Genomic DNA, 14,333 nt, shown 5'->3' on the forward strand with positions numbered 1-14,333 from the left:
TATCTTACTCGGCACCTTATTTGTTTGATTATTTTGTCTCTCCCACGTTTTAGTTACTGATAGAAGTCACATCATAGAACTTCGGTCATTTATTGGCTCAACTTTGTGCATATTGTTTCTTGCTTGAAGATTATTAGTATGTGATTGAGGTATAAGTTAGAAATTGCTGTTCATTTCGATTTGAACGCGTTATAACTAATTATTATATCGCTCGCTTGAGTGGCCAATAAACTCTCTCATGAATAAGTAAGGGATTACGATGAAACTGCAGCAGCTGAAGTATATTGTTGAGGTTGTAAACCATAATCTGAATGTATCTGCAACGGCGGAAAGCTTATATACCTCTCAGCCAGGTATCAGTAAACAGGTTCGGTTGCTGGAAGACGAGTTAGGCATTCAGATTTTTGAACGTAGCGGTAAGCACTTAACGCAAGTGACGCCAGCTGGAGAAGAAATTGTACGTATCTCTCAAGAAATTCTCGCTCGTGTAGAAAGTATCAAAGCGGTGGCTGGAGAGCACACCCATCCAGAAATGGGGACGCTGAATATCACCACGACACATACGCAGGCTCGTTATGCACTGCCAGATGTCATCAAAGGTTTTACTTCTCGTTATCCAAAAGTGTCGTTACACATGCACCAAGGTACACCGTCACAAATGTCTGAGGCGATAGCTAAAGGCACAGCGAATTTTGCGATTGCGACAGAAGCGCTTCACTTATATCAAGATGCCATCATGTTGCCTTGTTATCACTGGAATCGTTCAATAGTTGTGCCTAAAGACCACCCACTAGCGAAGAAAGACAAAGTAACGATCAGTGATCTTGCCGCTTACCCATTAGTCACTTACGTGTTCGGTTTTACTGGCCGTTCAGAGCTGGATACAGCATTCAACCGCGAAGGTTTAACCCCGCGAGTGGTGTTCACTGCAACTGATGCAGACGTCATTAAAACTTACGTTCGTATGGGTATTGGTGTGGGTGTGATTGCAAGCATGGCTGTGGATGAAGAGCAGGACGGTGACTTGATTGCAATAGATGCGAGCCATTTGTTTGGCGCGAGCACCACGAGCATCGGCTTCCGCCGTGGTACATTCTTACGCTCTTACATGTTCGATTTTATGGAGCGTTTTGCACCGCACTTGACGCGTCCAGTGGTTGAGCAGGCGATTTCGTTGAAGTCTAATGCAGAAATCGAAGAGATGTTTAAAGACATCGATCTTCCGGTCAGATAACACTTCATTGATGTTTCGATTCCCTCTACAATGCGCTCGTTGTAGGGGGAGCTATGAAAACGCAATTTCAATTTATTAATGACTGCTTAATCGAAAACCAATCTTTGTGGCGATTCGAGCCTTTTAAAAGCAGCATTCACACATCATTACCTTGGCAGGAGCAACATCCTCGACTGTGCCAATGGCTAGCGTCTCTTACTCCCTCTCAAATCGAAGAATACAAAGCAGCACCAGAACTCGCGTTAAAAGCACTTAGTCCGTTTTTGGCTGAGCTTGAACAACTCGCAGAACTGACTCACTTAGAGCTTTTGTCGTTGAACGGCTTGGAACTCGCTCGTGGTTTAGATAACGGTATTCCGGGACGTAAGTTGGAGCAAATTAGCTCGATGGGTGAAGCTGCAATTCAACAACACTGTGGCGAAGAATGGCTAGAATGGTGCTCAGGTAAAGGTTACTTGGGGCGAATCCTGACAACGCAAACCGATCAGCCTGTAACCAGCTTTGAATACCAACAAGCACTGTGCGATTCGGGGCAACAAGCAGCCAATGAACATCATTGGAAGATGACGTTTATTCAAGGCGACGCGTTTGATAGCAAAGCGAAAGCCGTGTTTAAGCCAACGCAACACGCAGTAGCACTGCATGCATGCGGTGACCTTCACGTTCGTCTAATGCAGTACGGCAGTGAAAATGGGATTGCTGCGATGACCATATCACCTTGTTGTTACCACTTGATTCAGTCGGAACAATACCAGCCGATGTCGGAATCGGGCAGGGCTTCTTCTCTCTCATTGTCTAAGCAAGAACTGCGTATCCCATTACAACAAACGGTGACGGGAGGAGAGCGCGTGCGTCGTCATCGTCAGCAGGAAATGATGTTTCGTCTTGGGTTTGATTTGATCACGCGACAAGCTTTGGGAATGGCAGAGTATCAGCCTGTGCCGAGTATCCGTAAGTCGCAATTAAGTGATGGTTTTGAAGCCTTATGTCGCTGGGCAGCGGAGCAAAAAGGCATTGTTCTTCCTCAAGAAATCGATTTCTCTCATTTTGAAAAGTTAAGCGAACAACGCTTCTGGCAAATGGAGAGAATGAGCTTAGTGCAACTTGTTTTTCAACGTCCGTTGGAGATCTGGCTCGCATTAGACAAAGTGCTTTATCTTGAAGAACGTGGTTACCGTGTTAGATTGTCAGAGTTTTGCCCTAAATCGGTCACGCCTAGAAATATTTTAATTTGTGCATATAAGATTTAGTTATTCTTTATAGCCAAACGCTCTATATGAAAAAGCCCACTTATGAGTGGGCTTTTGTAAACAAAACGTGACAAGTTATGTTTTATTTTGTCATTAATTAAACATAGCGATAGCTTGAGTTGGTTCAACGTATTCCAAGTCAAAGCTTTCTGCTACTTCTTTACACGTTACTTTTCCGTGAATAACGTTTAGACCTTCAAGGAAGCCTTTATCTTCTAGAAGTGCTTCGCGGTAGCCTTTATTTGCTAACTTCACGATGTATGGAAGTGTAGCGTTGTTGAGTGCAAATGTTGAAGTGCGAGCAACTGCGCCAGGCATATTTGCTACACAGTAGTGAACCACTTCATCAACGATGTAAGTTGGATCTGCGTGAGTTGTCGCGTGTGAAGTTTCGAAACAACCGCCTTGGTCAATTGCCACGTCAACCACTGCTGCACCAGGCTTCATCTTAGCAATGTGCTCTTTAGTGACCAGTTTAGGTGCTGCTGCGCCAGGAATTAGAACGGCACCGATAACCAGGTCCGCTTCTAGAACATGCTTCTCGATAGCGTCTTCAGTAGAATAAACCACTTTTGCGCGACCTTGGAATTCTTCGTCAAGCTTACGAAGTGTGTCTACGTTACGGTCTAGAATAGTGACGTCAGCGCGAAGGCCAACCGCCATACGAGCAGCGTTTGCACCAACAACGCCACCACCAACGATAACGACTTTTGCAGGTTCAACACCAGGTACGCCGCCTAGGAGCAGACCACGACCGCCGTGCGATTTTTCCAACGTTTGCGCACCAGCTTGGATAGACATCCGACCTGCCACTTCTGACATTGGTGCTAACAGTGGCAAACGACCCATATTATCTGTTACAGTCTCATAGGCTATACAGACAGCTTTGCTCTTGATTAGCTCATCAGTTTGTGGAAAATCTGGTGCTAGGTGTAAATAAGTAAATAAAATTTGCCCTTCGCGGAGCATTGCTCTCTCTACTGCTTGGGGTTCTTTTACTTTTACAATCATGTCTGCTTGCGCAAATACGTCAGCAGCATGAGGGAGAATGGATGCGCCGACAGCGATGTAATCATCGTCTGAAAAACCAATGCCGGCACCTGCATTGGTCTCAACTAAAACTTGGTGACCATGTGAGATGAGTTCTCTCACGCTAGCTGGGATCATACCAACACGATATTCGTGATTCTTGATTTCCTTAGGTACGCCAATGATCATCCTGTATCCTCTTTCTATAATGGTTGTATTAACTGTTAGTAGGGTGTTATTGTCGAATTAATAACTAGTATAGTTATAGATTTGTAAAATTTGGCACCAAATATTAAAAAGTTGTAGTATATTTTTTTGCAAGGAAGTAATAAGGTGGAATAAAAAATGGCAGACAACTATAAAAAGCCGTCCAAGGAACTAGACCGTATCGACCGCAACATTCTTAATGAGCTGCAGAAAGACGGTCGTATTTCAAACGTTGAGCTTTCAAAACGTGTGGGACTTTCTCCAACGCCATGTTTGGAGCGTGTACGTCGCTTAGAGCGTCAGGGTTATATCACAGGGTATACTGCATTATTGAATCCGCAGTTCCTGGATGCATCACTATTAGTATTCGTTGAGATTACGCTAAACCGTGGTGCGCCGGATGTGTTTGAGCAGTTTAACTCAGCTGTTCAAAAGCTAGACGACATACAAGAGTGTCATCTTGTTTCAGGTGACTTTGACTATCTTCTTAAAACCCGTGTATCAGATATGGGTGCTTACCGCCGACTATTGGGCGATACGTTACTACGTCTACCTGGCGTAAATGACACTCGCACATACGTTGTTATGGAAGAAGTGAAACAATCTAACCAGCTTGTGATCAAAACTCGTTAATTTCTTGCAAAGAAAGCGGTATATGCTTCCGCTTTCGCCAGAGAGTAATTGGGTTTTTCTCCTTGATATGGTTAAATCAATTTACCGAGCGGCTTGATGCCGCTCGGAATGTTTTGCAATTTCCTATTTCATTTCCATATTCAAGTTGATTTATGTTCAAAGAGAACGCAAAGAAAGTCGAAACCATTATCAAAACCAGTGAAGAGCCCCAGTCTTCACGCTTAAATGGCTTCCAACGCTTAAAAGAGTGCTGCTTTATCGTTGGCGTTCTTAGCTCGGTATTGCTTGCGGTTGCACTATTTACCTTCAGTCCGGCCGATCCTTCTTGGTCCCAAACCGCATGGGGAGGGGATATCGATAATGCTGGTGGCCTTTTCGGCGCTTGGCTAGCCGATACTCTATTCTTCACATTTGGCTCTCTCGCTTACCCAATCCCTTTCTTGCTAGCGGCGGCTGCATGGGTGATTTGCCGTAAACGAGGAGAAGATGAGCCAATTGATTTCATGCTATGGGGTACAAGGCTGCTCGGTCTTGTCGTCCTTATTATGACCAGTTGCGGTCTTGCCGATATTAATTTTGATGACATTTGGTATTTTTCATCCGGAGGTGTGGTCGGGGATGTGTTGTCTAGCCTCGCTTTACCTACATTGAATGTACTCGGTACCACATTGGTACTGCTGTTCTTGTGGGGAGCGGGCTTTACGCTCTTCAGTGGCATCTCATGGCTTAACATCGTGGAATGGCTTGGTGATCGTGCGTTAGCACTAATTGCCGCGCTTGCAAATAAGGCAAGAGGTTCAGAGCAGGAAGTTTTAGAACCTCAGCTTGATGAGTTTGTAGAAGACAAAGTCTCTACGCCTAAACATAATGTAGACCATGAAATTGATGATGAGCCGCTTCCTCATTTAACGGCGTACGATGTCGATGAACCGAAAGAGTCGGCGCCAGCGCATGAGTATCCTATTTATATGCCGCAAGCTAAACCTGATAAGCCTGCGGAACAGGCGATGGTAGAACCGACGCCACCACAACGCAAGGCTACGGTTAATGCTGCGCCAGTTTATTCTGAACCTGAGCCTCAAATACAACCTATCCATACGGTTAACACTGATAACGTTGATCCGCTCTTGGAACGCACCAAGCAACTGAATGTTACGATAGAAGAGCTTGAAGCAGCGGCGCAACAAGCAGATGACTGGGGAACTGAAGAACAGGCAGCTCCATCATTTGCAGATACTTACTCTTCCTATGTAGGGCAACATACAGCAACAGAAGAACCGATCAGCGTTGAACCAGATTATGCGGAGTACGAACAATTTGAAGCAGAGCAAGTACAGCAGCCAAGTATTGAGCATCCTGTACATGAAGAGCCTGCGATTGATTCTGCTGTATTAGATAGCATCACGGCGCAAACGGAATCGAGCCAACATATTGAGCCTACGATCTCTGACTTTGATGTGTTAGATGATGAAGACGAAGAGGAGTCTCAGCCTGCACAGCAAGTACAGCCAACAACGCCTCATCAGCAAGTTGCAACACCTTCAACAACATTTGAACCTGCACCTCAAAAAGTGGAGGTGGAAGAGGTCCAAGACAACGACCAAGATGTTACCGCATTCCAAGATATGGTTTCCAATGCGCAAGCCAAAGTCGCTGCAACACAGAACCCATTTTTGGTACAGAAAGAAGAAAACTTGCCAGTTCCGGAAGAGCCACTCCCAACGCTCGAGTTGCTTTATCATCCAGAAAAACGTGAAAACTTTATCGACCGTGATGCGCTAGAGCAGGTCGCTCGATTGGTAGAGAGCAAACTCGCTGACTACAAAATCAAAGCCGATGTGGTTGGTATTTATCCTGGTCCAGTGATCACTCGTTTTGAGCTTGATTTGGCGCCGGGGGTGAAAGTAAGTCGTATTTCTGGTCTTTCAACTGACTTAGCGCGTGCATTGTCTGCGATGGCGGTACGTGTTGTGGAAGTAATCCCTGGCAAGCCTTACATCGGTTTGGAACTGCCAAACATGAGTCGTCAGACGGTCTATTTATCTGATGTCATCAGTAGCCCTCAGTTTGAGCAAGCAACGTCACCAACAACGGTTGTGTTAGGTCAAGACATTGCGGGCGAAGCTGTGGTGGCAGATCTTGCGAAGATGCCACACGTACTAGTAGCAGGTACAACAGGTTCTGGTAAGTCGGTGGGTGTGAACGTGATGATTTTGAGCATGCTGTATAAAGCAGGCCCAGAAGATGTACGCTTCATCATGATTGACCCGAAAATGCTAGAGCTTTCTATTTATGAAGGTATCCCTCATCTTCTTTCTGAAGTTGTGACTGATATGAAAGACGCATCAAATGCTCTACGTTGGTGTGTGGGCGAGATGGAACGTCGTTACAAATTGATGTCGGCATTAGGTGTACGTAATGTGAAGGGCTTCAACGAAAAATTGAAGATGGCAGCAGAAGCGGGCCACCCAATTCATGACCCGTTCTGGCAAGAAGGCGACAGCATGGATACTGAACCGCCATTGCTAGAAAAGCTGCCTTACATCGTCGTTGTTGTTGACGAATTTGCTGACCTAATGATGGTGGTAGGTAAGAAAGTTGAAGAACTGATTGCTCGCTTGGCGCAAAAAGCGCGTGCGGCAGGTATTCACTTAATTCTTGCGACTCAGCGTCCATCGGTTGATGTTATTACCGGTCTAATTAAAGCGAACATTCCAACTCGTGTTGCGTTTACGGTATCGACTAAAACGGACTCTCGTACAATCCTAGATCAAGGCGGCGCAGAATCACTACTTGGTATGGGTGATATGTTGTATCTACCGCCGGGGTCAAGTCATACAACTCGTGTTCACGGTGCATTTGCATCAGATGATGATGTTCATGCTGTTGTAAACAACTGGAAAGCGCGTGGTAAACCGAACTACATTGAAGAGATCATCAGTGGAGATCAAACTCCAGAAAGTCTATTGCCAGGTGAGCAAATGGAAGCGGATGAAGATGTAGACCCGCTCTTCGATCAAGTTGTTGAGCACGTGGTTCAATCACGTCGAGGTTCGGTTTCCGGTGTTCAGCGCCGATTTAAGATAGGTTACAACCGTGCCGCCCGTATTGTAGAGCAGCTTGAAGCGCAGGGCATCGTAAGTGCTCCGGGTCATAACGGTAACCGTGAAGTACTGGCACCTGCGCCACCAAAAGATTAATGAACTTGTGTTACTCACCTCAGTCCAACTGAGGTGAGTGGTTCTAATAATAGGTATCTGAATGAAAAAACTATTTTCAGCGAAACTTTTCTCCGCGCTTGTTTTAAGCTTTTCCCTCTTCTCTACTGCACACGCAGCGTCTCCTAAAGATGAATTAAACAAACGCCTTTCTATGAATGATGGCTTTAGTGCAGATTTCTCTCAGCAGGTTATCAGCCCTGAAGGCGAAACGGTGATGGAAGGAGAAGGTACGGTTGAAATTGCCCGTCCAAGCCTGTTCCGTTGGAGTACAACATTCCCTGATGAGAACCTATTGGTCTCTGACGGTAAGACATTGTGGTACTACAGCCCATTCATCGAGCAAGTGAGCATCTACTGGCAAGAGCAAGCAACAGAGCAAACGCCATTTGTTTTGCTAACGCGTAACCGAGCAAGTGATTGGAATAACTACAAAATATCTCAAAAAGGTGACCAGTTCACTCTCATTCCTACTGCAGTAGACTCCACACAAGGTCAATTCCAGATTAATATTGATGCCAAAGGTGTGGTGAAAGGCTTCAATGTGGTTGAGCAAGACGGCCAAAAAGGTTTGTTCACCTTTAACAACGTGAAGCTGGGTAAACCAAAAGCAGACAGATTCACATTCACAATTCCAAAAGGTGTGGAAGTGGATGACCAAAGGAATTAATTGGTAGTGAGTAATTACACATTAGATTTCTCGGGGGACGAAGATTTTCGTCCCCTTGCTGCTCGTATGAGACCGGAAACGATCGAGCAATATATTGGACAGCAGCACATTTTAGGCCCTGGTAAGCCACTGCGCCGTGCGCTAGAGGCGGGTCACATTCACTCTATGATCCTTTGGGGACCACCAGGCACAGGCAAAACGACATTAGCGGAAGTGGCTGCAAACTACGCCAATGCTGAAGTAGAGCGTGTGTCTGCCGTAACGTCTGGTGTGAAAGAAATCCGTGCTGCAATCGAGAAAGCACGTGAGAACAAAATGGCGGGCCGCCGCACCATCTTATTTGTGGATGAGGTGCATCGCTTCAACAAATCTCAACAAGACGCTTTTTTGCCGCATATCGAAGATGGCACGGTTACCTTTATTGGTGCGACGACAGAAAACCCATCGTTTGAGTTAAACAACGCATTGCTGTCACGTGCACGTGTCTACAAGCTAACGTCTCTCGATAAAGATGAAATCTCACTGGCGCTGAATCAAGCGATCAGTGACAAAGAGCGTGGCTTGGGCAATACACCCGCACACTTCGCTGATAACGTATTAGACCGCCTAGCAGAACTGGTAAACGGTGATGCTCGCATGTCTCTCAATTATCTTGAGCTGCTCTACGACATGGCAGAAGACAATGCGCAAGGTGAAAAAGAGATCACGCTTAAGTTGCTTGCGGAAGTAGCAGGGGAGAAAGTCTCTCGCTTTGATAACAAAGGTGATATCTGGTACGACTTAATCTCTGCGGTCCACAAATCCATTCGTGGTTCAAACCCGGATGCGGCGCTTTACTGGGCTGCACGTATGATTGCAGCGGGATGTGATCCTCTTTACATTGCCCGTCGATTACTTGCGATAGCATCGGAAGATGTCGGCAATGCGGACCCTAGAGCCATGCAAGTGGCACTCTCCGCGTGGGACTGTTTTACGCGCGTTGGTCCAGCAGAAGGTGAACGTGCGATTGCACAGGCGATCGTGTACTTAGCGTGTGCGCCAAAAAGTAATGCGGTATACGTGGCGTGGAAACAAGCGCTCACGGACGCTCATAACTTACCTGAATATGAAGTGCCGCATCACCTTCGAAATGCACCAACCAGTTTGATGAAAGACATGGGTTACGGTGCAGATTATCGTTATGCTCACGATGAGCCTGGCGCTTACGCTGCGGGTGAGCAATATTTGCCACCTGAAATGGGCGATCGTAGGTACTATCAGCCTACAAATCGTGGTCTAGAGACCAAAATCGGCGAAAAGTTAGATTACTTGGCTACTTTAGACGCAAATAGCCCACAAAAGCGCTATGAAAAGTAGGCGTTTTTGGATACATTTGTGCAGTAAATTTTTTTAACGCGTACGCTTGGAAAGTGCGCGTGATTTCACAACAAAAAGCATAGGATTAACAATGCTGGATTCTAAATTACTTCGTACAGAGCTGGATGAAACAGCTGCTAAACTGGCGCGTCGTGGCTTTAAGCTAGACGTAGATACTATTCGTAAACTTGAAGAACAACGTAAGTCCATTCAAGTAGAAGTAGAAAATTTACAATCCACGCGTAACTCCATCTCCAAGCAAATCGGCCAAAAAATGGCGGCTGGCGACAAAGAAGGCGCAGAAGAGATCAAGAAACAAATCGGTACGCTAGGTAGCGATCTTGATGCGAAGAAAGTTGAACTTGAGCAAGTAATGGCTCAACTAGACGAATTCACGCTTTCTGTACCAAACATCCCAGCAGACGAAGTGCCAGATGGCAAAGATGAAAACGACAACGTTGAAATCTCTCGTTGGGGTGAGCCAAAGTCTTACGACTTCGAACTGAAAGATCACGTTGACCTAGGTGAAATGGGCGACGGTCTAGACTTCGCCAGTGCAGTTAAGATCACTGGCGCACGTTTCATCGTGATGAAAGGCCAATTCGCTCGTCTACACCGTGCAATCGCTCAGTTTATGCTAGATCTTCACACTGAAGAGCACGGCTACACAGAAATGTACGTACCTTACCTAGTAAACTCTGACAGCCTATTCGGTACTGGTCAGCTTCCTAAGTTCGGTAAAGATCTTTTCCACACTGAGCCTTTAGCGGAAAAAGTAAACGACGAAGAGCCTCGTAAACTGTCTCTAATCCCTACTGCAGAAGTACCTGTAACGAACCTAGTTCGTGACACGATTTCTGACGAAGCGGATCTACCAATTAAGATGACAGCGCACACGCCATGTTTCCGCTCAGAAGCAGGTTCTTACGGTCGTGATACTCGTGGTCTGATCCGTATGCACCAGTTCGACAAAGTTGAGCTAGTACAAATCACTAAGCCAGAAGATTCAATGAACGCACTAGAAGAGCTAACAGGTCATGCTGAGAAAGTTCTACAACTTCTTGAGCTTCCTTACCGTAAAGTGGTTCTATGTACAGGTGACATGGGCTTTGGCGCTCGTAAGACTTACGACCTAGAAGTTTGGGTTCCTGCTCAAGAAACTTACCGTGAAATCTCTTCATGTTCTAACATGTGGGACTTCCAAGCTCGTCGTATGCAAGCGCGTTTCCGTCGTAAAGGCGAGAAGAAACCTGAGCTTGTACACACGCTTAACGGTTCTGGTCTTGCTGTAGGTCGTACAATGGTTGCTATCCTAGAAAACAACCAAGAAGCAGACGGCCGCATTGCAATCCCTACAGTACTTCAGAAGTACATGGCGGGCGCAACGCACATCGGTTAATTCATTAACCACTAGAACACCAAAACCCAGCCTTAGTGCTGGGTTTTTTGTTATCTGCGTCGAGTGAAAATACGTTGTTATGTAAATGTAGGATGAGGTATTGCATAGTTAGCCTAAATTATAAAAACCAGTCCCTAATGATATTTTTCTAAGCTTCATTGAGCATGACAAGCTCCTCCAAAATATTAAGAGGAGGTACTTTCATGGCTTCAATAAGAATAAGCGGCTCTGTTGGTTTAGGTGGTAAAAATGTGGATGCTGATATTCGTACGGTACAAAGGTCTATTAACCAATTGCTTGGTTCTTTAAAAGGAGTAAAGGAGCTTAAAGTGGATGGGAAACTAGGCTCTAGACCGGAAAACTCCAAGACTGTCGCCGCAATTAAAGCTTTCAGAAAAACCTTGTTGGGATGGCTCGGCCAGATGGAAGGATAGATGTGAATGGAAGAAGCCATCGTAAGCTAAATGAGTATTTAAAACGAACGCCTGAGACTGCGGTGGCATATACGTTACCCTTGGTTGGCTCAAGAGATGCGTTGACGGACTTGGATTATAGCAAAGTAGCTGAAACTCTTGGATGCGAAGTCGCTGCTATTAAAGCTGTAGCTGAAGTTGAGAGCCGAGGAGAAGCCTACTTTAGCAATGGTAAGCCAAAGATTTTGTTTGAGGCTCATATATTTTCGAGACTCACTTCAAGAGCCTACGATAACAGTCATCCAAGTATTTCAAGTCGGCATTGGAATCGAAGTCTTTATGTTGGTGGTATCTCAGAATACGTACGTTTAAATAAAGCGATTGAACTGAATTCAAATGCAGCAATCCGCTCCGCATCTTGGGGACGTTTCCAAATTATGGGCTTTAATTTCAAGTTAGCTGGTCATGTTACCGCTGAATCATTTGTTAAAGCTGTATTCGAGTCGGAGAAGAAACAACTTGAGGCTTTTGTTACGTTTATCCAAAAGTCTGGCTTAGGTGAGCATATAAGAGATAAAAATTGGGCTGCCTTTGCTCGTGGTTACAATGGTTCTGAGTATCAGAAAAATCAATACGATGTCAAATTAGAAAAGGCTTACAAAAAATATGCTTCGATTAAAAATGCTGCGTAACATTTCTTTGCTTGGACTTATTTTTAGTTCATCTGCTTGTGCTTCCAGCCACACTAATACTGCGCTATTTAAGTGTGATGCTTCACATCCTAACCGTCTAGAAATATCAATAGAAAACATAAACAGTCAGGTTCTACTGTCGGAGCTTAGCTTAGGGGGGAGCAGTATTGAAAGATCCTTAGTTATAAAGGACTTTAAATTAGACCAGTATCATCGAGCGTTGGTAGATGAGAAGTCACTGGAATTTAGTATTGGTGAGCGCGTCATATTAGTCAGTGAGTACTTTAGCGAGGAGTTTGATGAGGTAGAGAAGATACTCAGTGTTACTTTGATAGAGCCTGAGCAAACGCAGTATTTTGAATGCGAGGAAGGGAGTAGGAGTAACCTTGCATTGCTTTTCCGTGAGAGTACCGAATAATCGATTACAGAGTAATTATTACTAAAACGTAATAGTGTTTTCGAATTTATCCTAATTATCTTGCTATTTGTAATCGATATAATCATCCACCTTACCACGGTAAGTAGATTTTCTCATTCAAGTAACGAGGAGGGCTTATGGCCGTAGGGTGGGCAAATGACGATAGCGTCAGCCAACAAATTCAAAACACAATAGACGACGAGATTTCCCGTGTTCGTGGCAGTATCACAAGGGGTGAAAGCGCCCATTATTGCGATGAGTGTGGTGATGAGATCCCAGAAGCACGTCGTTTTGCTATGAAAGGCGTTCGTTTGTGTATCGAATGTCAGTCAACAATCGAATTGGTGTCTCAACGCCAAGTATTATTCAATCGACGGGCGAGTAAAGACAGTCAACTTCGATAGCTTTACTGTTCTAATAAATAAAGAGACGGTTTGAGTTTCATACTCAAACCGTTTTCGTATTGAACTATGAAGCGAAGCAATCTTTACGTTGCAACGCTGCATCAATCGCGTTAACTAGTTTCTCAATATCTTCTGGCTTGCTGATGAACGGCGGCATCATATAAATCAGTTTGCCAAATGGACGAATCCACACTCCGTGTTCAACAAACAAGGCTTGGATGGTTTCCATATTCACAGGGCGAAGCGTCTCCACTACGCCAATAGCACCCAACCAACGGGTGTTTTTCACCAAGTCGTATTCTTCAAGTTTTGGTAGTAACTCAGAAAACAGCGTTTCAATTTGTTGGGTTTGTTGCTTCCAATCACCTTGCTCGATCAATTCCAAACTTGCAGTAGCTACGGCACAAGCGAGTGGATTCCCCATAAAGGTTGGACCGTGCATAAAACAACCAGCATCACCACCACAAACAGTGTCTGCTACGTGTTTGCTCGCGAGGGTCGCAGAGAGGGTCATGTAGCCGCCAGTAAGTGCTTTCCCGACACACAGAATGTCTGGTTGAATATCTGCATGTTCGCAGGCAAACAATTTACCTGTGCGTCCAAAACCGGTAGCGATCTCATCTGCAATCAATAACAGACCGTATTTGTCGCAAAGTCTACGCACGCCTTTGAGAAATTCTGGATGGTAGATACGCATGCCACCTGCGCCTTGAACGATAGGCTCAAGGATCACCGCAGCAAGTTCTTTATGGTGAGTCTCAATCTTGTGCTCGAAGTCGGTAAGGTCTTCTGGCTTCCATTCATCCCAATAACCACAAGTTGGTGACTCCGCAAAGATATGCTCAGGCAAAAAGCCTTTGTAGAGAGAGTGCATTGAGTTATCAGGATCGGTAACCGACATCGCCGCAAACGTATCGCCGTGATAACCGTGTCGTAAAGTAAGAAACTTCGGTCGGCGTTCGCCTTTTGCATGCCAATATTGCAGTGCCATTTTTAAGCTGACTTCTACGGCAACGGAGCCTGAATCGGCAAGGAATACATGTTCAAGATTACTTGGGGCTAGGGATAGCAACTTTTTACACAAACTGATTGCTGGCTGGTGGGTAATCCCGCCAAACATCACGTGAGAGACCTGATCGATTTGCTTGTGCGCGGCTTGATTTAAGTGCGGATGGTTGTAGCCGTGGATCGTCGACCACCAAGAAGACATGCCATCGACAAGCTCAGTATCATCTTCCAGTTTAATGTGAACACCATTTGCCGATGCCACTGGGTAGCAGGTCAGAGGTGTCAATGTCGAAGTGTAAGGATGCCAGATACACTGGCGGTCGAAGGCGAGATCCATGTGCGATTCCAATAATAATTTAGATTAAAAAATAAACAGATGTGAACTTTGTTCTTTTGTGTTGT

At 45.2% G+C, this 14,333-nt stretch carries 13 protein-coding genes; 11 read left to right on the plus strand and 2 right to left on the minus strand.

Translation table 11 applies throughout. The features are described from left to right. The first annotated feature begins 259 nt into the window (after positions 1–259). Both cysB and R7D93_RS07715 read left to right on the plus strand, forming a co-directional pair. Positions 260–1,234 (plus strand): HTH-type transcriptional regulator CysB, encoded by a 975-nt coding sequence (gene cysB / locus R7D93_RS07710; protein ID WP_005378244.1) that lies wholly within the window; start codon positions 260–262, stop codon positions 1,232–1,234. Between the two features lie 53 nt (positions 1,235–1,287). Continuing rightward, positions 1,288–2,484 (plus strand): methyltransferase, encoded by a 1,197-nt coding sequence (locus tag R7D93_RS07715; RefSeq protein WP_213866923.1) that lies wholly within the window; start codon positions 1,288–1,290, stop codon positions 2,482–2,484. A gap of 93 nt (positions 2,485–2,577) precedes the next feature. On the opposite strand, the gene ald is transcribed toward R7D93_RS07715, so the two are convergent. After that, positions 2,578–3,702 carry an alanine dehydrogenase gene (gene ald / locus R7D93_RS07720; protein WP_005378241.1) on the minus strand — a complete coding sequence of 375 codons (1,125 nt, stop codon included), beginning with the start codon at positions 3,700–3,702 and terminating at the stop codon, positions 2,578–2,580. A 156-nt stretch (positions 3,703–3,858) separates the two neighbouring features. Here ald and lrp point away from each other — a divergent pair, with 156 nt between their 5' ends. The 9 genes from lrp to R7D93_RS07765 all read left to right on the plus strand — a co-directional run bounded on the left by lrp (position 3,859) and on the right by R7D93_RS07765 (position 12,923). Then, on the plus strand, positions 3,859–4,353 hold the full coding sequence (gene lrp / locus R7D93_RS07725; protein ID WP_005378234.1) for a leucine-responsive transcriptional regulator Lrp: 495 nt from the start codon (positions 3,859–3,861) through the stop codon (positions 4,351–4,353). 152 nt (positions 4,354–4,505) lie between these two features. Continuing rightward, positions 4,506–7,553: a DNA translocase FtsK gene (locus R7D93_RS07730; RefSeq protein ID WP_213868361.1), complete on the plus strand. Its 3,048-nt coding sequence runs from the start codon at positions 4,506–4,508 to the stop codon at positions 7,551–7,553. 61 nt (positions 7,554–7,614) lie between these two features. Then, on the plus strand, positions 7,615–8,241 hold the full coding sequence (gene lolA / locus R7D93_RS07735; RefSeq protein WP_005388103.1) for an outer membrane lipoprotein chaperone LolA: 627 nt from the start codon (positions 7,615–7,617) through the stop codon (positions 8,239–8,241). Next, positions 8,242–9,597 carry a replication-associated recombination protein A gene (locus R7D93_RS07740; RefSeq protein WP_242531367.1) on the plus strand — a complete coding sequence of 452 codons (1,356 nt, stop codon included), beginning with the start codon at positions 8,242–8,244 and terminating at the stop codon, positions 9,595–9,597. It begins immediately after the preceding gene. 91 nt (positions 9,598–9,688) lie between these two features. Next, positions 9,689–10,996, plus strand: coding sequence for a serine--tRNA ligase (gene serS, locus R7D93_RS07745; RefSeq protein ID WP_005378225.1), 1,308 nt, complete (start codon positions 9,689–9,691; stop codon positions 10,994–10,996). Between the two features lie 203 nt (positions 10,997–11,199). Next, a complete protein-coding gene (locus R7D93_RS07750; RefSeq protein ID WP_225495542.1) occupies positions 11,200–11,430 on the plus strand; it encodes a hypothetical protein in 231 nt (76 codons plus the stop codon). Between the two features lie 2 nt (positions 11,431–11,432). Further along, complete coding sequence (locus R7D93_RS07755) at positions 11,433–12,101, plus strand: N-acetylmuramidase family protein (RefSeq protein WP_225495544.1); 669 nt, start codon at positions 11,433–11,435, stop codon at positions 12,099–12,101. Then, the gene (locus R7D93_RS07760) at positions 12,076–12,519 is read left to right on the plus strand and encodes a hypothetical protein (protein ID WP_225495546.1); all 444 of its coding nucleotides are present in this window, start codon (positions 12,076–12,078) and stop codon (positions 12,517–12,519) included. Before R7D93_RS07755 ends, R7D93_RS07760 begins: the two co-directional genes overlap by 26 nt. 137 nt (positions 12,520–12,656) lie before the next feature. After that, entirely contained in the window at positions 12,657–12,923 is a 267-nt protein-coding gene (locus R7D93_RS07765; protein ID WP_213868364.1) for a DksA/TraR family C4-type zinc finger protein, read from the plus strand. A 64-nt stretch (positions 12,924–12,987) separates the two neighbouring features. On the opposite strand, the gene bioA is transcribed toward R7D93_RS07765, so the two are convergent. Then, a complete protein-coding gene (gene bioA / locus R7D93_RS07770; RefSeq protein WP_225495548.1) occupies positions 12,988–14,268 on the minus strand; it encodes an adenosylmethionine--8-amino-7-oxononanoate transaminase in 1,281 nt (426 codons plus the stop codon). Between the last annotated feature and the right edge of the window lie 65 nt (positions 14,269–14,333).

It is taken from the genome of Vibrio sp. YT-15, from assembly GCF_033337445.1.
GTDB lineage: Bacteria > Pseudomonadota > Gammaproteobacteria > Enterobacterales > Vibrionaceae > Vibrio > Vibrio alginolyticus.

What these genes read in the sequence shown, in the direction of transcription:
- R7D93_RS07765 (WP_213868364.1), top strand. Translation starts at nt 12,657, where the DNA reads ATGGCCGTAGGGTGGGCAAATGACGATAGCGTCAGCCAACAAATTCAA.
- R7D93_RS07760 (WP_225495546.1), top strand. Translation starts at nt 12,076, where the DNA reads ATGCTTCGATTAAAAATGCTGCGTAACATTTCTTTGCTTGGACTTATT.
- ald (WP_005378241.1), bottom strand. Translation starts at nt 3,702, where the DNA reads ATGATCATTGGCGTACCTAAGGAAATCAAGAATCACGAATATCGTGTT.
- lrp (WP_005378234.1), top strand. Translation starts at nt 3,859, where the DNA reads ATGGCAGACAACTATAAAAAGCCGTCCAAGGAACTAGACCGTATCGAC.
- cysB (WP_005378244.1), top strand. Translation starts at nt 260, where the DNA reads ATGAAACTGCAGCAGCTGAAGTATATTGTTGAGGTTGTAAACCATAAT.
- bioA (WP_225495548.1), bottom strand. Translation starts at nt 14,268, where the DNA reads ATGGATCTCGCCTTCGACCGCCAGTGTATCTGGCATCCTTACACTTCG.
- lolA (WP_005388103.1), top strand. Translation starts at nt 7,615, where the DNA reads ATGAAAAAACTATTTTCAGCGAAACTTTTCTCCGCGCTTGTTTTAAGC.
- R7D93_RS07715 (WP_213866923.1), top strand. Translation starts at nt 1,288, where the DNA reads ATGAAAACGCAATTTCAATTTATTAATGACTGCTTAATCGAAAACCAA.
- serS (WP_005378225.1), top strand. Translation starts at nt 9,689, where the DNA reads ATGCTGGATTCTAAATTACTTCGTACAGAGCTGGATGAAACAGCTGCT.
- R7D93_RS07750 (WP_225495542.1), top strand. Translation starts at nt 11,200, where the DNA reads ATGGCTTCAATAAGAATAAGCGGCTCTGTTGGTTTAGGTGGTAAAAAT.
- R7D93_RS07730 (WP_213868361.1), top strand. Translation starts at nt 4,506, where the DNA reads ATGTTCAAAGAGAACGCAAAGAAAGTCGAAACCATTATCAAAACCAGT.